This is a genomic window from Paraburkholderia sp. UYCP14C (genome assembly GCF_004197395.1).
Lineage (GTDB): Bacteria > Pseudomonadota > Gammaproteobacteria > Burkholderiales > Burkholderiaceae > Paraburkholderia.
On the sequence record NZ_SELS01000007.1, the window covers coordinates 170497 to 191398 of the forward strand.

Here is a 20902-nt window from a genome sequence, read left to right on the forward strand (position 1 = left end):
ACACGCCGCGCGCGGATCGCCTAACGCATCTCCCCTAACGCCGCGAGCCGTTCGGTCAATGCCTCGCTCGCGCGCGTCATCGGCAGACGCAGTTCGTTGCGCACCCACCCTCGCGCCGCGAGCAAAGCCTTCACCGGCGCCGGATTCGGTTCCGCGAACGCGAGCTGGATCTGCGGCACGAGCGCATGAAAAATGCGCCGTCCTTCGTCGAGCCGCCCCTCCGTCAGCGCACGGTACAGCGCGACAAAACGCTCGGGCCGCCAATGCGCCGACGCCGCGATCGCCCCGCTTCCGCCCGCGCACACCGTCGTGAAGAGCTCGAGGTCGTTGCCCGCGAGCACCTGCAGACGGCCGTCGCGAATCAGCGCGAGCGTCGTGTCGAGCGAACCGGCGCAATCCTTGATCGCCTGAATTCGCGGATGCGCGGCGAGCGTCAGCAGCGTGTCGAGTTCGAGCCGCACGCCGGTGCGCTGCGGAATGTCATAGAGCACGACCGGATGCGCGCTCGCGTCGGCGAGCGCGCTGAAATGCTCGACGATGCCGGCCTGCGCGGGCCGCGTGTAATACGGCGCGGCGATCAACACGCCGGCAATCGGCAACCGATTCAGCTGCTCGATCCGCGCGCGCATGCTCGCCGTGTGATTGCCCGACACGCCGACCAGCACCGGCAATGCACGCCGCTGAGCGTTGGATTTGGAGATGGAGTTGGTGGTGGCCTCGGCGTCGCCTCGCGCGGCGTCGAGAATCGTCGCCAGCACGGCGTCCTGTTCGGCGGCGTCGAGCGTGGCGGGCTCGCCGGTCGTGCCGAGCGCGACGAGCCCGGCCACGCCGGCGTCCGCATAGCGGCGCACCAGCGCGCGCAGCGCGGCGTGATCGACGGCGCCGTCGGCGAACGGCGTGATCAGCGGAATCCAGATACCCGAGAAATCAGACATGTTTTCTACCTCGATGACGACCGTATCGATTCCGGGTCAGCGGTGCGAGGGAGAACAAGGGGGAAAGCCGCAGGCGGGCGGTTGACCGGTCGTTCCGTCGCACATCTGACGACGGAACAGCGTGCTCCGGTCAGATGAGCGGCTGTTTTTTGGCTTTGGCGCCCACGTTGCGCGAAGCGCCGTTCGCGCGTGCGACCGCCGCGCTCGCCAAAGCGGCGCGGGCGAAGGTCGACGAACGGAGCGGGAACGTGGGGCCGGAGTGCATGGACGGCAGTGTAACCGCGAAACCCACGGCGCGGACAGCCCTTGACGCTTGGCCAACCCGCTCGCGGAGAAAATCGCTTGACTTCTACGCGCGGGAAACTAATATACGCACCGCGTACATCAACGCGTTTTGCTGACTCCCCCCGCCGACCCCACTCTTGCGACAGGTGCCCTCATGAGCGTTCCGCAACAAGCCTTCCTACGCGATGCGATGCGTCGCCTGAACATGACGCGCGATACGTTCGCTAACCGCATCGGCGTGTCGCGCCGGGCGCTCGACACGTGGCTGCTGCCGGACGACTCGCAGGAATCGCGGGCGATGCCGGAAATCGTCGAGCGCTTCGTGTCGGAGATCGTCACGAACACCGAGCCGGGAGAAGGATATACGCAAAGCGTAGACTCGCAATCGCTCGCGAGCCAGATACTGTTCGAGGGCAAGCCGCAGTTGCTGTCGGTCGATCAGTTTTCGCGCGATTCGGTCGAGGCGCTCTTTCGCGTCGCCGACATCATGCAGCCGATCGCCCGGCGCCGCAAAATCTCGCGCGTGCTCGAAGGCGCGGTGCTCGGCAATCTGTTCTTCGAGGCGAGCACGCGTACCCGCGTGAGCTTCGGCGCTGCGTTCTGCCGGCTCGGCGGCTCGGTGTGCGACACGACCGGCTTCACGTTTTCGTCAATGGCAAAAGGCGAATCGATCTACGACACGAGCCGCGTGATGAGCGGCTACGTCGACGCACTGGTGATCCGCCATCCGGAGCAAGGCTCGGTGGCCGAATTCGCGCGTGCGACCAACGTTCCGGTGATCAACGGCGGCGACGGTCCCGGCGAGCATCCGAGCCAGGCGCTGCTCGACCTGTACACGATCCAGCGTGAGTTCTCGCGCCTGGGCAAGATCGTCGACGGCGCGCACATCGCGCTGGTCGGCGACCTCAAGTACGGCCGTACCGTGCATTCGCTGGTGAAGCTGCTGGCGCTGTACCGCGGCATCAAGTTCACGCTGATTGCGCCGCCGACGCTCGAAATGCCGGGTTATATCATCGAGCAGATTTCGCGCAACGGTCACGTGATCGAACAGACACACGACCTGCGCAACGGCCTGCGCGGCGCCGACGTCGTGTACGCGACGCGCATCCAGAAGGAGCGCTTTGCCGACGAGTCGTTCGAAGGCTACACGCCCGACTTCCAGATCAACCAGGCGCTCGTCGATAGCGTGTGCGGCGCCGATACGCTGATCATGCACCCGCTGCCGCGCGACAGCCGCCCCGGCGCGAACGATCTGAGCACCGACCTCAATCACGATTCGCGGCTCGCGATTTTCCGGCAAACGGACAACGGCATTCCGGTGCGGATGGCGATTTTCGCGGTGCTGCTCGGCGTCGACAAACTGGTCCAGCATTCGATGCGCGATGCCGCGTGGCGCCCGCCCGTCTATCTCGGCCCGGACGACGCGGTGTTTCACGGGATCGATTGACGCGGACAGCGGTCTGCCGGTCAGGCAGCGGGCGCGGCCGCGGCGCGCGCTTCACGCATTTCGCGCGCCGCCTGCCTGAACGCGCCGGCAAAAAACAGCACCTGATATTTGACCGCGTTCGACCAGTACTTCCATGTATGACCGCCGGGCCGCTCGGCATAATCGTGCGGCACGCCGAGCTCGACGAGCCGCTCGTGCAGCAGACGGTTCGACTGCACGAGCGAGTCGTTCACGCCGCAATCGATCGTCAACGCGATATGGTCGCGGCCGAAATCCTCCGCACTGGCGACGATCGCTTCGCTATTCCAGAAGTCCACATGTTGCGACGGGTCGCCGAACACCCGTTCGATGCCGGGCTCGTCCTCGCTGCCACGAGGGTCCACCGCTCCGCTGATGCTGCCCGCCGCGCCGAACGCGTCGGGCCGGTCGAGCGCAATGCGCAGTGCACCGAATCCGCCCATGCTCAAGCCCGTGATCGCGCGCGCCTGCTTCGTCGCAATCGTGCGGAAATGGCTGTCGATGAAGGCCACCACCTCGGTGCCCACGTAGGTTTCATAGCGGCTGCGCGGATCGACGGGGCTATCGATATACCAGCTTTCGTGGCCGCCGTCGGGCATCACGAGGATCACGTGATAGCGGTCGGCCAGCTTGCCGATATGCGAATTCGCGGTCCAGTCCGTGTAATCGCCGCCCGAGCCGTGCAGCACATAGACGACCGGAAAGCGCGCGGCCTGGTTGCCGCGCGCATACTGATCGGGCAGCACGACGGTTGCGTCGAACGTCCGATGCATCGCCGCGCTCGGGATCGTGACGACGCGCGACTGGAACGCCCACGCCGGCGACCCGATCAGCATCAGAATGAGCCAGAACGTACGGACTGGATTCATGGTGAGTCGCCCTTGCGCTTGTTTTCCGCCAGCTTCCGGCTGCTTACCTTCGTCAGGCATCCGAATAAAGCTGCTCCGGCGTGCCTCGGCTTATGTCCGTCGACGACTCTAGCAACGGCGACTTACAACCAAATTTCAGCGAAGCATACGATCCAGTCAGACTTCAGCCGCCTCATCCGCTTCGGTTGCCGTCGCGACGCCCGTATCGTCGACGTGCGCGGCAAACCCAACCTGCCCGGGCGCCAGATCGTCCCGCAATGTGAGCGCCGGAATCGCGTAAGAACCGCCGTTCTGCGGCCGGAATGCGATCGGCGTGGCGGTCCACAGCGCGTCGAGCCGTCGCCCGAGCGCCTCGCTGACCTCGGCATACCTCGTCTCGTCGACGCGACTCGTGCGGTAGACGACGAACGGCGGCAATACCTCGAAACCGGGGTAATACAGCACGCCGTGCTGGATCGGGAACAGCACGTCGTCGATCGGACCGTTGATGCCGCGTGCGCTGTAGTGCGACTCCCAACCGCCCGTCGTCACGACCAGCATCGCGCGCTTGCCCGCGAAACGGCCCTCGCCGTAACGCTCGCCCCAGCGCGCATCGGAGTGCTCGCCGATGCCATACGCGAGACCATAGGCATAGACGCGCTCCACCCAGCCCTTCATGATCGCCGGCATCGAGAACCACCACAGCGGAAACTGCAGGATCACCGCATCGGCCCATTTCAGCTTGTCCTGCTCGCGCGCGATGTCCTCGCTCTGCAGGCCATTCTCGAACGCATGCTTCGATTCGAGCGACGCGAAGAAGCGCTCGCCGCTTTGGCGCTCGCTGGTGTCGTTCGCATCGAGCGACGCTTTCCAGTTCATCGCGTACAGATCGGATACCTGCACCGTATGGCCGGCGTGTTCGAGATGGCGGACCGTAAAGTCCTTCAGCGAACCGTTCAACGATTTCGGTTCGGGATGCGCATAGATGATGAGAACGTTCATGATGGGACCTTCGTGGCTGAAAACAGTCACGATAGGCATCGTCGAGGTATATTGGAAATGAATTCCCAATATGTCAGGTATTGCCGTGGTTAATCTCAGAAGACTGGACCTGAACCTGCTGGTCACGCTCGACGTGCTGCTCGAAGAGCACAACGTGACTCGCGCCGCCGAACGGCTGAACTTTTCGCAGCCGTCGGTCAGCGTGCATCTGGCGAAACTGCGCGACGTATTCGGCGATCCGCTGCTATTGCCCGGACCGCGCGGCATGCGGCCCACCGCGAAAGCTCAGGAACTGCGCGAGCCGTTGCGCGAAGCGCTCGACGCACTGCAGCGCGCGGTCGCGCCAACCAGCCCGTTCGATCCGGCCGCGGCGACGCAAACCTGGCGCATCGCCGCTACGGACTACGCGGAGTCGACGATCATCCTGCCGATGCTCGCGGGCTTGCGCGTGGCGGCGCCCGGCACGCGTCTGGCGATCGTCGAGGCGGCACCGCCGCGGCTCGCGCGCCAGGCCGAACAGGGCGACATCGATCTCGGCTTTCATACGAGCGAAGGCGCGCCCGAGGGCTTGCGCCGTCGCCTGCTGTTTGCCGAGCGGTACGTGCTGGTCGGCCGCGCCGGTCATCCGAAGCTGAAACGCCGGCCCACCCTCGCGCAGTTCTGCAAGCTCGAACATGTGATCGTGTCGCCCGATGGCGGCGGATTTTTCGGCGTCACCGACGAGGCGCTCGCGAAGGTGGGGCTCGCGCGCAAGGTCGTGCTGTCAGTGCCGCACTTTCTGTTCATGCAATCGGTGCTCGCGAGCACGGATCTGGTGGGGATGCTGCCCGCGCGTCTCGTGCGCGGCTCGGACGCGCTGCGCATGGTCGAACCGCCCGTCGAGGTGCCGGGCTACGAGATGGCGATGCTGTGGCACGAGCGCGTGCATCGTGATCCTGCGCATCAGTGGTTGCGGGAGTTTATTGCGGCGTCGGTTTGAGCGACGACGCGATGTATCCGAGCGACGGATGGCGATCAGGCGTGGTCATGCGGCTTGCGTGGCTGGAATGGGAGAGCCCGTCATACTCATGACGAATCTCTGCAGTCGATCCCAGGCTACCTGGTAGCGGTGCAACGGTACCGCGGCCAACTGTTCGTCATGCACGGTCAGCAGACGTTCGACTGCCCTTCGTTCATGATCGAACAGTGACCACCGCTCCTGCTGTTCGGCGCGTTCGACACAGGCGTCCAGTGCCGCCTCCGCCTGCCGATACAGGTCGAGGTCGGCTCCAGATGCGGTTTCCTGCGGCAAATAGAACGCAAGGTAGGTGGCACGCAGCAGATTGACAATCTGCTGCGAATCGCCCCTTCCGGCCCGAACGGCAGCTAGCGCCAGGTGATTCTCGAGCGACAATGCCCGCACCTTACCGGTCGACAGCGGCAGCAACATCTCATTCGTGCGTACCTTACGCTTGCAATTCATTTCGAATCCCTCCCCGACTGCTCGCAACTCGGTGCCATCGATGAACCGATCGGGAAGGCTCAATCAGTGCCGTACTTAGGCGACCGTGGCCCGTAAAGCAGCCCATTCGGCGGTCCGGCCTGCAGAAGCCGATAGCTCGTCACGCCGGCAATGTCGTGGCCCTTGTCCGTCAGCGAACTCGCAACCTGCTTGACCGCCGCCGTGACCAGCATGCCGATCAGGCCAGAGCCAGCATAATTGTTGCCCTCATTGCTGTTGGCGCTTGCCCTACCCTGCCACAGCACGTCGCCGGACTTGAGATCGACCAGCCGAGCGGACGCCGTTACGACCGTCGCACTGTCGAGCACGCGGTACACGCTGCCGTACTGTGTGATCTTCGAGTACAGGACCGCGTCGGCACCGAAGATTTCGCGCAGCTTCGCGGGCGTGGTCGCCTCGATGTCCGCGGCCGCCGTCAGGCCGTTCTGCCTGAAGGTTTCGTCCATCACCGCCACCGGTATCACGTAGTAGCCGGATTCGGCGAGCGGCATCGTCATCTGCGAGAGCATGCCGTTGGTCGCCTGCACGTCCGTTGTTTCGTTGGTCGGCGGCAGCAACAGGATCGAATGCGGCCGGCTGTTCTTGAATGCCGTGTAGTCGGCGTGCCTCGCGGGTTGTTGCGCGCACGCGGCAAGCAGTGCAACGGTCGACAGCGCAAACCAGAGCTTGAAGGAAAGGATCTTGGACATGGCGGCTCGCTCAGGGCTGTTTCGGTTTCTTCTTCATCAGGAAGTCCATGTAGGTCGAGGACTCCGGAAACATCTGCTTCTCGGCTTCGAACTCCTGCATGGCCTGGGTGTCGTTGCCGACGCTCGCGTACAGCATGCCCAGTTGTGCATGAAACCCGGGCGGCGGCGTGTGCCCCTTGCCGCGGATCTCCTGGAGGGCCTTTTCAAGCGCGTCGATCTGTTCCTGTGGCGCCTTTTCGCCTTTCAGGTAGTCGCATACGGCCGGCTGGTAGCCGGTCCACTGATAAAGCGGCGGGGGACTGTTGGCCGCGCATCCCGCGAGGAGCATCGCAGCCGCTGTTACCGGCAGACAGATTCCCCGCATCATGTGGCTATGGTTCATCGTGAATCGCGTCTTCATCTTTAGTGTTGGTGCGGTTGAATGTGAAGGCGCGCTTACTGCGCGGCCTTGAGCGTGCCTGCATCGACCTGCTCGACCAGGTGATTGACGGCCTCCTGGATCGCCAGATCGAGTACCTTGCCGTTCAGTGTGGAGTCGTAGCTGGCCGTGCCGCCGAAGCCGATGACTTCACGGTTAGAAAGGCTGAACTCTCCCGCGCCCTGGCTCGACGCCACGACTTCCGATGTCGTCGTGTCGACAACGTTCAGGCTGACCTTTGCGTAGGCCACCTGATTCTTGCCGCGGCCGAGGATGCCAAACAGCTGCTGATGGCCGACCTCCTTGCGACCGAACTCCGTTACGTCGCCTGTGATGACGAAGCGCGCACCCTTGATCGACTGCGCCTTTTTGCTGAAGCCTGCCTCCTGGCGGATTTCGTCGAGGTTGTCACGATCGAGCACATTGAAGCGACCGCTCTGCTGAAGCGACGTGATCAGAATGGTTTTGGCCTGACCACCGAGACGGTCGATGCCGTCCGAGAAGATGCCGCGCATATAGCTGGAACGGTTGTCGAACTTGCCGACTGAAACGCCGATGGGTTGGCCCACGGCTGGCTTCTGCGCACTAGCGACGGGTGGCACCGGTAGTGAGCGTGATGACTCGGTTGCGCATCCGCCAAGCGCTACGACGACGGCAACGGAAATGGCTGCGATACCATACTTTTTTAATAACTTCATTTAGTTTTCCTCTTTGTTGAAACGACAGAAGACCACTCGCGTTGGCGGGGCGAATATCAGAGCTGTGCGCTCACCTGGAAGCCGACCGTCACGCTTGGTGCGGGAAAGCCGGATGGTGCATAGATATCCGCCTGAACCGCGACGCTCGCACCGCTCAGTTGACCGCCCTGCGTATTGGACAGCGATGACGTGTCGACGGCCACATTGCCGTTGCCTGTGATTGCGCCGCCGCTGTTGATGGTCCGGCTGCCGCCCTGCACGGTCGTATTTCCCGTCCCCAGGTTGCTCACGAGACCGCCCGTATTGTCGATGGACGCGGCCTGAATGCCGAGCGTGCCCGCATCGCCCGCCGCGCCCGTGCCCGACTGGATCTGTCCGTTCGTATTCGTCAGCGTGCCGCCGCTTGCAAGCGAAAGGGACGTGAGCGAACGTATCGAGCCCTGCGTATTGTTGATATTTCCCGCGACGTTCGTGGCGATATTGCCCTTCGCGGCGAGTACGCCGGTCGCGTTGTCCAGACTCCCGGCCTGCGCCACGATATCGCCGGCAGCGGTGATCTTGCCGCCTACGTTCGAGAAGGACCCGGAACCGTTACCCGGCGCAATCGTCACGGTCCCCGTGCCGGCGGCGAGGATCGTGCCGCCGTCGTTGTCGAGGATAGCCGGGGCGAGCGTCAGGTCCGTACTGTTCGTCTGGATCGTGCCGCCGTTCGAGTTGTCGAGCGTACTACTGGCGTTGACGCTCATCGGCGAAACGCCGTACTGCGTGATTGTGCCGCCGTGATTCAGAAGGTCTATCGCGGACAGCGCAAGCTGGTTCGCCTGAATGGTGCCGCCGCTGTTGTCGAGCGTCGAGCCGATTGCGAGCGCCAGATCCGGCGCGACGATCTGACCGCCGTTATTGGTCAGCGACCCGCTCGCGAGACTCAGGTCCGCATTCGAAAGCAGCTTGCCGTTCGTGTTGTCGACAGTGTTTCCGACCGTTGCCGTCAGGCCAGTCTGGCCGAGCACCAGACCCGCCGCGTTGTTGAGCGTACCTGCCTGGGCGACGACTTGCCCGTTGCTCTGGATGGTCCCGCCTGCGTTCGAGATCGGCCCCGCGCCGGCATCAAGCGTCAGTACGCCGGTACCCGCGTGAACGATCGTCCCGCCATCGTTGTCGAGAGTAGCCGGGGCGAGCGTCAAGTCGCTGCTGTTCGTCTGGAGCGTGCCGCCGGCCGAATTGTCGAGCGTGCCCGATACCGCGACGTTCATCGGCCCGCTACCCGTCTGCGTAATCGTTCCCGCGTGATTGACGAGGTTTGTCGCATTCAGCGACACCTGCGCGGCTTGCGTAGATCCCGCGCTGTTGTCGAGCGTGGTCGCGCTTTCCGTCACCGTCTGACCGGCCGTAATCAAACCGCCGCTGTTGGTCAGAGATGAACCGGCATTGACCGTCGTGTTGCCCGACGCGCCGAGCGAGCCGCCGCTATTGTCGACCGATTGCGCGCTTACCTGGAGGTTCGTCTGCGCCGATACCGTGCCGTGATTGGCGATGGTGCCGCCTTGCAGCGCCACCGCACCATTGCCGCCAATCACGCCGCCCTGTGCACCAGTTGCGGTCGTGCCTGCCGCATTCACCAGTTGGCCCGTCGTCGTGACCGAAAGACCGTCGCCGTTCAGTGACGTAATGCGTCCCGCGGTACTGTCGAGCGACGTCCCGGCGACCGACAGACTGGCGGCGCTCTGAATCGTCCCCTGCTCGTTCGCGATGACGCCACCGCTCACCTGCATCGCGCCCTGCGAGACAATCGATCCACCCTGGTTCGTGAGCTGGCGGGACGCCTGCGCGACGAGCGGGCCTTGCGCCGAAATTACACCGCCCTGGTTCGACAGGATGCCCGCGTTAAGCGTTACGCCGCCCCCCGTCAACGAGCCTTTGTCGTTATCAAGCGTACCCGTGGCATACGCTACGATCGAGCCGCCAGCGCTCGTCGTCGCGCCCGCCAGGTTCAGATCGCCAGCATTCGCCGTCAGCGATACGTTACCGTTCGCCGCCGTCTCGCTGCCCGCGAGGTTGACGCCGCTGCCCGACAGAGACGCATTGCCGCCCGCGACGTTCTCCCCGGTCGCGCTGAGCTGCCCGACCGCAGAGACATCGAGGTCGCCCGAGTTGCCGACCGAACCATCGTTGTTCACGCCCGCGCCGAGAGTACCGGTTGAATCGACGGAGCCGGCGTTGACGGTGATGTTGCGTTGCGCGGCGAGCGTACCGCTATTCGTCAGCGCGCCGGACGAACCGATGGTCGTATTCTGCTGCGCATAAACGGTTCCGCTATTCGCAAAGCTTCCCGCGTTGATATCGACGTTGCCGCTTGCGGTCATCTTGCCCGACTGCACGAGCTGGCCCGAAGTCGATAGCGTGAGATCGCCGGCTTGCGCGGCAATCGTACCGGCGTTCGCCACCCCGACGCCGTTCTCGTTGCCCACCAAAGTGATCCGGTTCGCGTACATCCCGCCGAGCTGCGCGACGTCGATGGAGACGGCGGGTGCGGGTCCGCTGCCGGCGATGCGCGTCGGTGTCAGGCTCGCGTAGTCGATATTGTTCGAGCCGGTCGTCACGTTCAGCGTATTGGCGTAGATCGCCGCATTAGCCTGTACGGCTCGCGCCAGCAGGTCGACCTCGTCGATATTCGAGCCATTCAGGCCTGCGCCCTGCACGGTAATCGTGCCGCCCGTTACGTTAAAGCCGGTCAGATTGCCGCTGCCGTCAATCAGCGGATTGCCGGTCGTTAGAATTCCTTTCGACGTATTGATGAAACCGCCGCCGTCCACGACCAGGCCGGACGAATTTGCGATCACCACCGCGGCGGTCTTCTGCCCCGCGACCTCGACGTAGCCGCGCAACTGTGACGGGTTATTACTATTGACCTGGTTGACGATGATCTTCGCGGTGTCGCTCGGTCCGAAATTCGGATTACCGCTTATCTGGCCTGCGAGCTGCGTGCCCGTTATAACGGGTGAGTTGTTGAGAATCGCGCCTTGCTTTGATACGTCAAACTGTGAAAACGTGTTAAGTGAGACACCGGCGCCCGACGGCTTCGTAATGTTCACTTGAGGCAGACCATTCGCGGTACCGATGACCCCCGGCGCGTGCGCGCCAGACGGCACGATCTGCGCATCCGACATCCCGGGCGCAAGGCCGAACAGTGCGAGCGCGGCAAACGCCACGTCACGCATTGCAAATAGAGTAAGTGACCGGATCGCAACCGACGGCGTGGTTCGCCGACCACCCCCGCCGCGACCTACCGCAGTTTCTGCGACGGCGACGAGCATGCCCCGAAGTCGGCAATAGACCAGCCTGAATGTGTTCTTGTTCATTTTCTTAGCGTGTGCAAACTCCGTACGACGGAGAACATAACGCTAAGGACGGCTATGGTTCGTCAACAAACGTCAATGCGATGACGAATAACAACGGCCGTCTGAAACTAAGAAGTCACCGATAAGCATGCGAACAACATTTATGGTTCGAAGAGATGCTTTCGACCGGACGCCGGCGACCCCCGACCGCCGTCGCCCGTTGCAAGCAACACGAGTTGCAAAACCGAACCTCAGCCCTTTTCAGCGCCGATCGCATCCAGTTGATCGAGCACCTCGTCGCTCAGCTTCAACTGCGCCGACCGCAGGTTTTCACGCAGATGCGCAACCGAAGAGGTGCCCGGAATCAGCAGAATGTTAGGTGCCCGATGCAATAGCCACGCGAGCGCGACCTGCATCGGCGTCGCGTCAAGTTTCCGCGCGAGCTCCGACAGCTCCGACGATTGAATCGGCGTGAAGCCACCCAGCGGAAAAAACGGCACGTACGCAATGCCCTGCTCCGCAAGCGCGTCGATCAACGCATCGTCGTCGCGATGCACGAGGTTGTAGTGGTTCTGCACGCACACGAGCTTCGTGATGCGCTGCGCCTCGGCAATCTGCGCGGCCGTCACGTTGCTCAGGCCGACATGACGCACGAGCCCGCGTTGCTGCAACTCGGCGAGCGCCGTCACCTGCTTTTCGATCGAACCCTCGCTCGGCTCGTGCACGTTGCCCATCACGCGCATGTTGACCACGTCGAGCGCGTCGAGCCCGAGGTTGCGCAGATTGTCGTGCACGGCGCGCTCGAGATCGGCGGGCTCCTGCGCCGGCAACCACGCGCCGGCACCGTCGCGCACCGCGCCGACCTTCGTGACGATCGTCAGATCGCGCGGATACGGGTGCAGCGCCTCGCGAATCAGCTGGTTGGTGACGTGCGGCCCGTAAAAATCGCTGGTATCGATGTGGTCGACGCCCGACTCGACCGCCGCGCGCAGCACCGCCAGCGCCGCGCCGCGGTCCTTCGGCGGCCCGAACACGCCGGGGCCTGCCAGCTGCATCGCGCCATAGCCCATGCGCCGCACCGGGCGGCCGGCTAGCGCGAAAGTGTCGATGGAGCTGAAGTTCGGCATCACGATCTCCTTGTGAAGTGATGAGCGGCAGTATCGCCGGATTGCGTTGTTGAATAAACCGGTCTAACGTGTACGGGTTGTTCAAAATTCTGCACAATCAATCGTCATGGAACTCAATGATCTGGCCGCCTTCGTCTCGGTCGCCCGCGCAGGCGGCTTTCGCGACGCGGCGCGCGTGAGCGGCGTATCGGCGTCGAGTCTGAGCGTCGCGGTGCGGCGCCTCGAAACGAAACTCGGGCTACGTCTACTGAACCGCACCACGCGCAGCGTCGCGCCGACTGAAGCCGGCTTGCGCCTGATCGAGAAGCTGACGCCGCTGTTCGGCGAAATGGAAGCGGCGCTCGACGTGCTCAACGGCTTTCGCGACAAACCGACCGGCACGCTGAAGCTCAACGTGCCGTCGAGCGTCGCGCGCATCGTCCTGCCCGACGTACTCGCGCGCTTTCTGAAGCAGTTCCCGGACATTCGCGTGGAAGTGGTGGTCGAGGATGGTTTCGTCGATGTGCTGTCGATCGGTTGCGACGCGGGCATTCGCTACGACGAACGCCTCGAGCAGGACATGATCGCGGTGCCGATCGGCGCGCGCGTGCAGCGCTTCGCGACCGCCGCGTCGCCCGCTTATCTCGACGCGCACGGCCGTCCCGCGCATCCCAGCGAACTGCTCGCGCATGCCTGTCTGCGCGGGCAATTCGCGAGCGGCGCGATGCCGACCTGGTACTTCGAGCGCGACGGTGAGCTGCTGCAATTGAATCCGACCGGACCGCTGCTGGTGCGGCCGGGCGCCGCGATCGACCTCGCGGTCAGCGGCGCGATCGCGGGCCTCGGCATCATTCACCTGTTCGAAGACATGCTGCGTCCGTATCTGAACAGCGGCGCGCTCGAAGCGATTCTCGAACCGTGGTGGCAGCGATTTTCAGGCCCCTTCCTTTATTATCCGGGCCATCGTCATGTGCCCGCGCCGCTGCGCGCGTTCGTCGACTTCCTGAAAGCCGACTCAGAAGGTCTCCTGAATAAGGACGTGGCACGCAGATGATGCAATCAAAACGGTGGTTGCGGCGGCTCGTGCGGTATCAGCACCGTGGCGTGCATAGTTTCGCGATCGTGGTCAGAAAGCGATCCGCGCCGATCGGCTTCAGCAAACACGCGTTCCAGTAGTGCGCGTCGCGCTCCGACGGCGGCACCGCGGTATGCACCAGAATCGGCACGTTGACGGAAAGCGGCATCGATCTCAACCGGCGGCACAACTCCGCGCCGTCCATGATCGGCATCATCCAGTCGGTGATAATCAGGTCGGGAACGTGAGCGACGACACACGCGAGTGCTTCGGCGCCGTTGCTCGCGCAACTCACCTGATACCCTTCGTTTTCCAGAATCAGCCGCCATGCGGCCAGAATTTCTGGTTCGTCGTCCACCAGCAATATCGAGTACGTCATGGTTCACGGACGAAATTAGATTCTTTGTCTGATGAGAGCTCCGCAAGACGTGTTCCACAAGCGGCAATTGCGCGGATAATGACGCGAGTTGGCGGCGCGCATCGGTCGCCTGGCCGATCGGCGGCAAAACGGGCCCGCGCGGTCAGCGCAAATCGAGCCGTTCGGAACCGTTCGCGCGTTTGTATGTTGTAGAAACTCCATTCCGGTATCCATCATGACCGACAGACGTGTGAGCCCGCTGCGCAATTTCGCCAACTTCATCCGCGCGGAACGAGGCCGCCTGACGCGGCAATGGATGAATGCCGTCTCCATCGACGCCGATCTCGTTGAAGCGGACAAGCTCACCTACCAGCAACTGGCCGACCATCTGCCGGAAATTCTCGAAGAGCTCTGCGTGGCGCTCGATGCGGAAGATCTGGAGCGCGTCGAAACGTCGATCGAACGCGACGCGAAGAAGCACGGCAATGTCCGTTGGCAGCAGGGCTACCGGATCGAAGAGCTGGTGCGCGAACTGGACCTGTTTCAGCAGGTGCTCATCGAAGGGCTCGAAGAATTCGTCGAGCGCGACAGGACGTGCACGCGCCGCCACGAGAGCCGCGCGCGGCGCCTGATCGCCGAAGCATTCAGCGTGGTCACGTATGCGTCGATCAAGGAAGTGGTCGGCGAACGCGATCGCACGATCAACGAATACACGGGACGGCTCGAACACGCGAATCACGAGTTGACGCTCAAACAACGGCTGGTCGGCGATCTGTACGAATCGCGAATGCAGATCACGCGCAGCGTCGCGCACGATCTGCGTAATTTTCTGAACGCGTTTTCCGTCGCGCTGCAACTGATCGAGCGTGCGCCGTCGAAAGCGGATACCGCGTTGACGCTCGCGAACCGTCAGGCCGCCGACATGAAGCAACTCGTCGACCAGATGGTCGAGTACTCGGTCGTGCTTGGCGACTCGGCGCCGCTCGAGCTCGAAGACGTCGATTTGCGCGAACTGTTCGACGAACTCGTCGCGTCGACGCAGCCGTCGATCGACGCGAAGGGACTCGCGTTGCGCAGCGCGTTCGACCCGGCGCTGCCGGTCGTCACGTCGAATCGGCTGAAGCTCAAGCAGATCGCGGTCAATCTGTTGAGCAACGCGATCAAGTACACGAAGTCGGGGCAAGTCGAATTCCAGTTCGCGACGCATGGCGCCGAACACTGGACGATTCGCGTGTCCGACACCGGCGTCGGCATTGCGGCCGCCGACGCGGAACGCGTGTTCGACGAGTTCGAGCGGGCGGCCGGCGAGGAGATTCCAGGCACAGGGCTCGGGCTCGCGATCGTCAGGGAGCTATGCCGCGTGCTCGGTGGGCAGATCGGGTTTGCGTCGCGCGAGGGTGTGGGGACCACGTTCGAGATCCGGTTTCCGCTGCGCGTTCAGTGAGCCGATCCATCGCATGATCCATCTGCACACTGCCCGCTTCCCGGAGCAGATCGAGGTTGTACGGACCATCTTCCGCGAGTACGCGGAGAGTCTCGGCATCGATCTCGCCTTCCAGCAATTCGACGACGAACTCGCCGGACTGCCGGGCAAATTCGCGGCACCGCGCGGCCGCGTGCTGCTCGCGAGCGACGATACCGACGACGATCCTGGCGGTATCGTCGGCTGCGTCGCGATGCGTCCGATCGGCGACTCGACCTGCGAAATGAAACGCCTGTATGTGCGTCCGGCGGGACGCGGTCTGCACGTGGGGCGGCAACTCGCCACGCGGATCTGCGCAACGGCGCAAGAAGCAGGCTATCGGCGCATGCGACTCGACACGCTGCCGACGATGCAAGCGGCCCTCGCCCTCTACGCATCGCTGGGTTTCGAACAGATCGACGCCTACGTCTTCAATCCGATCCCCGGCGCGATTTTTCTGGAATGCGATCTGACCCGGCCGCGTTCAATGTAATTGCGGTGCAGGCATGCTCCGGCCTGCGTTCAGGCACCCGCTCATCGCGCCGTTCTGCGCGCTCAATCCACGCACGACCACTTCGGACGATTTGCCGTCACGCCGCGCCAGTTCGGCCAGATCGAGCATCGCGGCGTAGCGCGCGGAACAGTCGCTAGCCGCGCCGGCGTCGGGGTTCGCGCGCAGGGCGAGGCTCGCGTCGCTGGCGTCGATGACTGCATCGATCGCGAGCAACGCCGCCACGACGAGCGTCGCTAGCGTGGCCGTTTTGCAGAGCCCGCGCCACGCAGCCCCTTCCGCTCGCAAGCGACGTGCCGTCTCGACAGACGGTGGGCACGCGCCAGCGATTCCGCACATTGCGTCGTACCGCGCAGCGCGGCGTGACCGCCACGATTCGACGCAGGCTCTGATTCGCATCGCCGCGCTCATCGTCAGGCCCAATGCGCCGGCACCCACACGCGCCCGACCCAATGGCCCGGCACCCAGACGGCAGGCCGCGGCGCGACATACACGGGCCGCGGCGCGACGTAGACGGCCGGCGGCGGCACGTACACCACCGGGGGCGGCGGCACATAGGCCGGCGGCGGTACCACCACGACGGGCTTCGGCGGCACGTAGACGACCGGCGGCGGCATGACGACCGCCGGCGGCGGCGCGACCACCACCGGCTTCGGCGCGACGACCACGGTCGTGCCGGTCGTCGTCGTGGTCCCGCCCGCAACCACCACACCGCCTGTGACCACCGTGCCGCTCGACGTCACCGTATTGCCGTGCGTGCCGGTCACGCTCGTCGACGTCGTCACGACGCCGGGCGCGACCCGCGTCGCGGTGCCCGAGTGATAGACGCTGTTGTTGTCCGGCCCCGTCACCGTGCCCGAGCGCGCGCAGGTCGAACCCGCGCAATTCGTCGACGCCGAATGATTGACCGTGTTGCCGTTCGACCCCGTGATCGAGCCGGACGACGAATACTGGCCCGGCGCGGTGCGCGTCACGTCGCCCGACGTCGTCGCCGTTTTGCCGTCAGGGCCGGTCAGCGTGCCGGTATGCGAGCAGGAGCCGCCCGCGCAGCTGGTGTCGCCCGAGTGCTGCACCGTGTTGCCGTAGCGGCCCGTCGCGGTGCCCGAGTTCGAGAACTGGCCGGGTGCCGTGCGCGTGACCGTGCCGGTGTTGCTTGCGAAGCCGCCGTAAGGGCCGGCCACGCTGCCCGCATGCGAGCAGCTGCCGCTGCCGCACGAGCCGTAGTGCGCGCCGTTATAGGTGCCGCGTGACGTGTACGCGGTGCCGTGACCCGACCATGCGAACGCGGATGCGCTGCCGAGCGCGAGCACGGCGGCGGCCGCGCCGAACACCACCTTGCGCAGCGCGCTGCGCGCGATGCTGGCGTGGATCTTGTCGGAACCTGCGAGTGTGCGATTTTTCACGGTATGTCCTTGCTGGATTCGGGCCACTTGCGTCACTGCGGCGTGGCGACGAACGGACTATAGAAGGACACCCGTCGGAAATCATCACGGAAGATATGTCGCGCTGTTTCACCGCGACGCGGGCCCGCCAGGCAAGGCTTTGCGGCCATTCGGCGCAACCCGCGACATATTTCGACATAGTTTGCGAAACATCTGACGCAACGGAAATCGGCTGCGAGCGCGGCCGCTCACTGCCCCACTGGCGTCACCTGCACCGCGGCGGCCGAGACGAACACCGCATGCAAGGTATCGCCGACCTTCACGTCGCTCAGATCGACGTCGGGCGCGGCTTCGAAAGTCTGCGTCTGATACGCGCCGCGCAATGTCACGAGGCGCTGCTTGCGATCGATCTTCAGCACGGTAGCGAGCACTTCAGTCTGTCGCGTCGACTCGTAGCCGCCCGACGCGGGCGTATAGCTCTGTTTGTCGACCCGCTCGCGAATTCCCTTGCCCGCGCCGCTGACCTTCTCGGCCTTCGTGAGCAACGCGTTCTTGTAGAGCACGTCGACGTGGTCGCCGATCTTCAGCTGATCGAAGCCGGCGACCTGCTGGCTGACGAGCACGATCGCGACGTTGCCGCCCGAACCCTTCAGCGTCAGCGCGCGGTTGCCCGCATCGATGCCGACGATCTCCGCCGTCATGTGCACCGGCTGCGCCGCGCTGAGCACCGCTTGCGCGGTGCTCGCCATGTTGTCCTGCGCGCGCACCGGCTGGGCTGTGGCCACCACCGCGATGACCAGTACGGCACCTATCGTCGCTGCTTTCATCCGCGTTCTCCTCGAGCAAGGTTGAAATACTCCACGTCTTTGGACAACCACCTCGAACAGTATGACGCGAACGGTTGGCCGGTGTACGCATGGGCCTGACCGCCGGCCCCGCCACGAGCAACATCTCGTCGCCGTGTTATCATGCATACCCATAGGGGGTATACGTATGTCACATCTGAGCGATCACAAAGACGACTTGCTGAAACGCGTTCGCCGCATCGCGGGCCAGGTTCAGGCTATCGAGCGTTCACTGGAGTCGGACGCCGATTGCGAAAAAGTCCTGCATCTGGTGGCCGCGACACGCGGCGCGATGAACGGCCTGCTCGACGAGATCGTCGAGGCGCACGCGCGCGAGCATGTCGCGCATCCCGACCTGACGGCCAGCCAGCGCAAGAAGGGAGTAGATGCATTGATCGAGGCAATCCGCCGCTATTCGAAATAGGTTTTGTATGACTGACAATCTCATCCGCAAGCACGAGCACTCGTTTCTCGGCAGCTCGCACGACGAAAACGCGCGCCGGACCCGCTCCGTCGTCGCACTCACGGTGGCCATGATGATCGGCGAGATCGCGGCCGGTTACATGACCGGCTCGATGGCGCTGCTCGCCGACGGCTTCCACATGGCGACGCACGCCGGCGCGCTCGGCATTGCAGCGCTCGCGTATGCGTTCGCGAGACGCAACACGGCAAACCGCGCTTTCAGTTTCGGAACCGGAAAGGTAGGCGAGCTTGCCGGCTTCGCTTCCGCGTTGATTCTCGCGCTGGTGTCGCTTGGCATCGGCATCGAATCGGCGATCCGGCTCATTCACCCCACCGGCGTGGCGTTCGGGCAGGCTGCGGTGATCGCGGCGATCGGGCTGGTCGTGAACATCGTCAGCGCGTTGCTGTTGTCGGGCGGCCATGCGCACCATGGGCATCATGATCACGACCACGACCATCATCACCATCATCACAGCCATGCGCATGGGTCCGACAACAATCTGCGCTCCGCCTACGTGCACGTGCTCGCCGACGCGCTGACCTCGGTGCTGGCGATCGTGGCCCTGCTGGCCGGCCGCTATCTCGGGTGGGTCTGGCTGGACCCGCTGATGGGCATCGTCGGATCGATCGTCATCGCGCGCTGGGCATGGACGTTAATGCGCGACACGGCCGGCGTGCTGCTCGACAAAACCGACGAACACGTTGCCGGCGAAATCCGCGAAATCCTGGATTCGCACGGCGACGCCGAGATCGCCGACCTGCACGTCTGGCAGATCGGCCCGCAGGCGCGAGCGGCGATCGTCAGTGTGCACACGCGGGGCGACGTCACGGCGGAGACGATCCGCGCGCGGCTCGCGCCGGTGCACGAGGTCATGCATCTGACCGTCGAAGCGGCGTCATAACGCCTGCTCCCGGAGCAAGCAGGCGCAAGCAGGCGCACTCAAAACAAAGGGCCGGCGTGTCTCGACGACTCGCCGGCCCTTCTGCCTTTTAATATCCAGCTTGCGCGGTGACCCGCACAGCAGCGCGAGGACCGGACCTCGCGCTAAACCAGCTCACGCATCACACGCGCTCGATCGCGATCGCGATACCCTGGCCGACGCCGATACACATGGTGCACAGCGCGAAGCGGCCCTGCGTGCGTTGCAGCTGATACGTCGCGGTCGTCACCAGACGCGCGCCGCTCATGCCGAGCGGGTGGCCAAGCGCAATGGCGCCGCCGTTCGGGTTCACGCGAGGATCGTCGTCGGCGACGCCGAGCGCGCGCAGCACCGCGATGCCTTGCGACGCGAACGCTTCGTTCAGCTCGATCACGTCGAACTGGTCGATCTTCATGCCGAGGCGTGCGAGCAGCTTCTGCGTCGCGGGCGCCGGGCCGATGCCCATCACGCGCGGGTCGACGCCGGCGGTAGCCACGCCGAGCACTCGAGCGCGCGGCGTGAGGCCGAAGCGCTTCGCGGTTTCTTCATTGGCGAGCAGCAACGCGGCCGCGCCGTCGTTCACGCCCGATGCGTTACCGGCCGTCACCGTGCCGTCCGGACGCACCACGCCCTTCAGCTTCGCGAGCGTTTCGAGGCTGGTTTCGCGCGGATGCTCGTCCTGCGTGACCGTGATCGGATCGCCCTTCTTCTGCGCGATCGTCACGCCGACGATTTCCTGCGCGAGCGTGCCGTCGCGTTGCGCGCGCGCCGCCTTCTGCTGGCTGCGCAGCGCGAACGCGTCCTGGTCGGCGCGGCTGATGTTGTAGTCGGTGGCGACGTTTTCGCCGGTTTCCGGCATCGAGTCGACGCCGTACAGCTTCTTCATCAGGGGGTTCACGAAACGCCAGCCGATCGTCGTGTCGTAGACCTCGTTCTGACGCGAGAACGCGCTGGTCGCCTTGGGCATCACGAACGGCGCACGGCTCATGCTTTCGACGCCGCCCGCGACCATCAGCGCGGCCTCGCCCGACTTGATCGCGCGCGCGGCGATGCCCACCGCATCCATGCCCGAGCCGCACAGGCGGTTAACCGTCGAGCCCGGCACGTCCTTCGGCAGACCCGCGAGCAGCAGCGACATGCGCGCGACGTTGCGGTTATCGTCACCCGCCTGGTTCGCGCAGCCGTAGATCACGTCGTCGATCGCGGTCCAGTCGACGTTCTTGTTGCGCTCCATCAGCGCCTTGAGCGGCACCGCGCCCAGGTCGTCGGCGCGCACCGACGACAGCGAACCCGCATAGCGGCCAATGGGGGTGCGAATCGCGTCGCACAGGAATGCTTCGGTCATGGGATGTCTCCAGTTGAGATGCTGCGTGCGCTGAGCCGCGGCCTGCTGTGTGCCGATGACGCCGGTTCGATGCGCCGGGGCATCGGCCCGGGGGCCAACGGCCGCGAACGGGCAGCTGCAAAACGCCGCCGGCGCGGCGGCCGACACGTCGGAGCAGCTTAGCGCAGGATCGTGAACGATGGGCTTGGGATTGACGACCGATACCGCTGTTGCGGCAGTTGCGTTTTCCCCTCGCCCGACCTTATGTTCTATATACG

Annotated in this window: 20 protein-coding genes and 1 pseudogene; 7 read left to right on the top strand and 14 right to left on the bottom strand. The window is 64.4% G+C overall.

Annotated features, from left to right (window positions below; all coding sequences use genetic code 11):
- Positions 1 to 20: 20 nt before the first annotated feature.
- Complete coding sequence (gene dapA, locus EVC45_RS09075) at positions 21 to 935, bottom strand: 4-hydroxy-tetrahydrodipicolinate synthase (protein ID WP_129957656.1); 915 nt, start codon at positions 933 to 935, stop codon at positions 21 to 23.
- 439 nt (positions 936 to 1374) lie between these two features.
- Here dapA and EVC45_RS09080 point away from each other — a divergent pair, with 439 nt between their 5' ends.
- Complete coding sequence (locus EVC45_RS09080; RefSeq protein ID WP_129957657.1) at positions 1375 to 2667, top strand: aspartate carbamoyltransferase; 1293 nt, start codon at positions 1375 to 1377, stop codon at positions 2665 to 2667.
- A 20-nt stretch (positions 2668 to 2687) separates the two neighbouring features.
- Here EVC45_RS09080 and EVC45_RS09085 read toward each other — a convergent pair whose 3' ends face one another.
- Complete coding sequence (locus EVC45_RS09085; protein WP_129957658.1) at positions 2688 to 3554, bottom strand: alpha/beta hydrolase family protein; 867 nt, start codon at positions 3552 to 3554, stop codon at positions 2688 to 2690.
- A 156-nt stretch (positions 3555 to 3710) separates the two neighbouring features.
- A complete protein-coding gene (locus tag EVC45_RS09090) occupies positions 3711 to 4535 on the bottom strand; it encodes an NAD(P)H-dependent oxidoreductase (RefSeq protein WP_129957659.1) in 825 nt (274 codons plus the stop codon).
- A 70-nt stretch (positions 4536 to 4605) separates the two neighbouring features.
- On the opposite strand from EVC45_RS09090, the gene EVC45_RS09095 reads away from it, so the two are divergent.
- Positions 4606 to 5514, top strand: a complete 909-nt coding sequence (locus EVC45_RS09095; RefSeq protein ID WP_129957660.1) for a LysR family transcriptional regulator — start codon at positions 4606 to 4608, stop codon at positions 5512 to 5514.
- 45 nt (positions 5515 to 5559) lie between these two features.
- Here EVC45_RS09095 and EVC45_RS09100 read toward each other — a convergent pair whose 3' ends face one another.
- The 6 genes and pseudogenes from EVC45_RS09100 to EVC45_RS09125 form a co-directional block, all read right to left on the bottom strand.
- Positions 5560 to 5964, bottom strand: coding sequence for a hypothetical protein (locus EVC45_RS09100; RefSeq protein ID WP_129957728.1), 405 nt, complete (start codon positions 5962 to 5964; stop codon positions 5560 to 5562).
- A 92-nt stretch (positions 5965 to 6056) separates the two neighbouring features.
- Positions 6057 to 6725, bottom strand: coding sequence for a DUF799 domain-containing protein (locus EVC45_RS09105; protein WP_129957661.1), 669 nt, complete (start codon positions 6723 to 6725; stop codon positions 6057 to 6059).
- Positions 6726 to 6735: 10 nt separating this feature from the next.
- Positions 6736 to 7092, bottom strand: a complete 357-nt coding sequence (locus tag EVC45_RS09110) for a DUF4810 domain-containing protein (protein ID WP_129957729.1) — start codon at positions 7090 to 7092, stop codon at positions 6736 to 6738.
- Positions 7093 to 7160: 68 nt separating this feature from the next.
- On the bottom strand, positions 7161 to 7841 hold the full coding sequence (locus tag EVC45_RS09115) for a CsgG/HfaB family protein (protein ID WP_129957662.1): 681 nt from the start codon (positions 7839 to 7841) through the stop codon (positions 7161 to 7163).
- A 107-nt stretch (positions 7842 to 7948) separates the two neighbouring features.
- A pseudogene (locus tag EVC45_RS09120) lies at positions 7949 to 11200 on the bottom strand (filamentous hemagglutinin N-terminal domain-containing protein); the annotation flags it as partial.
- A gap of 230 nt (positions 11201 to 11430) precedes the next feature.
- Entirely contained in the window at positions 11431 to 12306 is an 876-nt protein-coding gene (locus tag EVC45_RS09125) for an aldo/keto reductase family oxidoreductase (protein ID WP_129957664.1), read from the bottom strand.
- Positions 12307 to 12412: 106 nt separating this feature from the next.
- Between EVC45_RS09125 and EVC45_RS09130 the strand changes: the two genes are divergently transcribed.
- Positions 12413 to 13339 (top strand): LysR family transcriptional regulator, encoded by a 927-nt coding sequence (locus EVC45_RS09130; RefSeq protein WP_129957665.1) that lies wholly within the window; start codon positions 12413 to 12415, stop codon positions 13337 to 13339.
- Between the two features lie 37 nt (positions 13340 to 13376).
- Here the strand turns inward: EVC45_RS09130 and EVC45_RS09135 are convergent, their stop codons facing one another.
- Positions 13377 to 13718 (bottom strand): PleD family two-component system response regulator, encoded by a 342-nt coding sequence (locus EVC45_RS09135; RefSeq protein ID WP_248295071.1) that lies wholly within the window; start codon positions 13716 to 13718, stop codon positions 13377 to 13379.
- A 235-nt stretch (positions 13719 to 13953) separates the two neighbouring features.
- Between EVC45_RS09135 and EVC45_RS09140 the strand changes: the two genes are divergently transcribed.
- Positions 13954 to 15162 (top strand): sensor histidine kinase, encoded by a 1209-nt coding sequence (locus tag EVC45_RS09140; protein ID WP_129957667.1) that lies wholly within the window; start codon positions 13954 to 13956, stop codon positions 15160 to 15162.
- A 13-nt stretch (positions 15163 to 15175) separates the two neighbouring features.
- Complete coding sequence (locus EVC45_RS09145; RefSeq protein ID WP_129957668.1) at positions 15176 to 15673, top strand: GNAT family N-acetyltransferase; 498 nt, start codon at positions 15176 to 15178, stop codon at positions 15671 to 15673.
- Here the strand turns inward: EVC45_RS09145 and EVC45_RS09150 are convergent.
- From EVC45_RS09150 to EVC45_RS09160, 3 genes are all read right to left on the bottom strand, one after another.
- Positions 15665 to 15979, bottom strand: a complete 315-nt coding sequence (locus EVC45_RS09150) for a hypothetical protein (RefSeq protein ID WP_248295072.1) — start codon at positions 15977 to 15979, stop codon at positions 15665 to 15667. The two genes, EVC45_RS09145 and EVC45_RS09150, sit on opposite strands and share 9 nt — an antisense overlap.
- A 125-nt stretch (positions 15980 to 16104) precedes the next feature.
- The gene (locus EVC45_RS09155) at positions 16105 to 17094 is read right to left on the bottom strand and encodes a hypothetical protein (RefSeq protein ID WP_248295073.1); all 990 of its coding nucleotides are present in this window, start codon (positions 17092 to 17094) and stop codon (positions 16105 to 16107) included.
- A 227-nt stretch (positions 17095 to 17321) separates the two neighbouring features.
- A complete protein-coding gene (locus tag EVC45_RS09160) occupies positions 17322 to 17900 on the bottom strand; it encodes a hypothetical protein (RefSeq protein WP_129957670.1) in 579 nt (192 codons plus the stop codon).
- Between the two features lie 166 nt (positions 17901 to 18066).
- Between EVC45_RS09160 and EVC45_RS09165 the strand changes: the two genes are divergently transcribed.
- Both EVC45_RS09165 and dmeF read left to right on the top strand, forming a co-directional pair.
- Complete coding sequence (locus EVC45_RS09165) at positions 18067 to 18342, top strand: metal/formaldehyde-sensitive transcriptional repressor (RefSeq protein WP_129957671.1); 276 nt, start codon at positions 18067 to 18069, stop codon at positions 18340 to 18342.
- 7 nt (positions 18343 to 18349) lie between these two features.
- Entirely contained in the window at positions 18350 to 19282 is a 933-nt protein-coding gene (gene dmeF / locus EVC45_RS09170) for a CDF family Co(II)/Ni(II) efflux transporter DmeF (RefSeq protein WP_129957672.1), read from the top strand.
- Between the two features lie 160 nt (positions 19283 to 19442).
- Here dmeF and pcaF read toward each other — a convergent pair whose 3' ends face one another.
- Positions 19443 to 20645 (bottom strand): 3-oxoadipyl-CoA thiolase, encoded by a 1203-nt coding sequence (gene pcaF / locus EVC45_RS09175; protein WP_129957673.1) that lies wholly within the window; start codon positions 20643 to 20645, stop codon positions 19443 to 19445.
- Positions 20646 to 20902 lie beyond the last annotated feature (257 nt).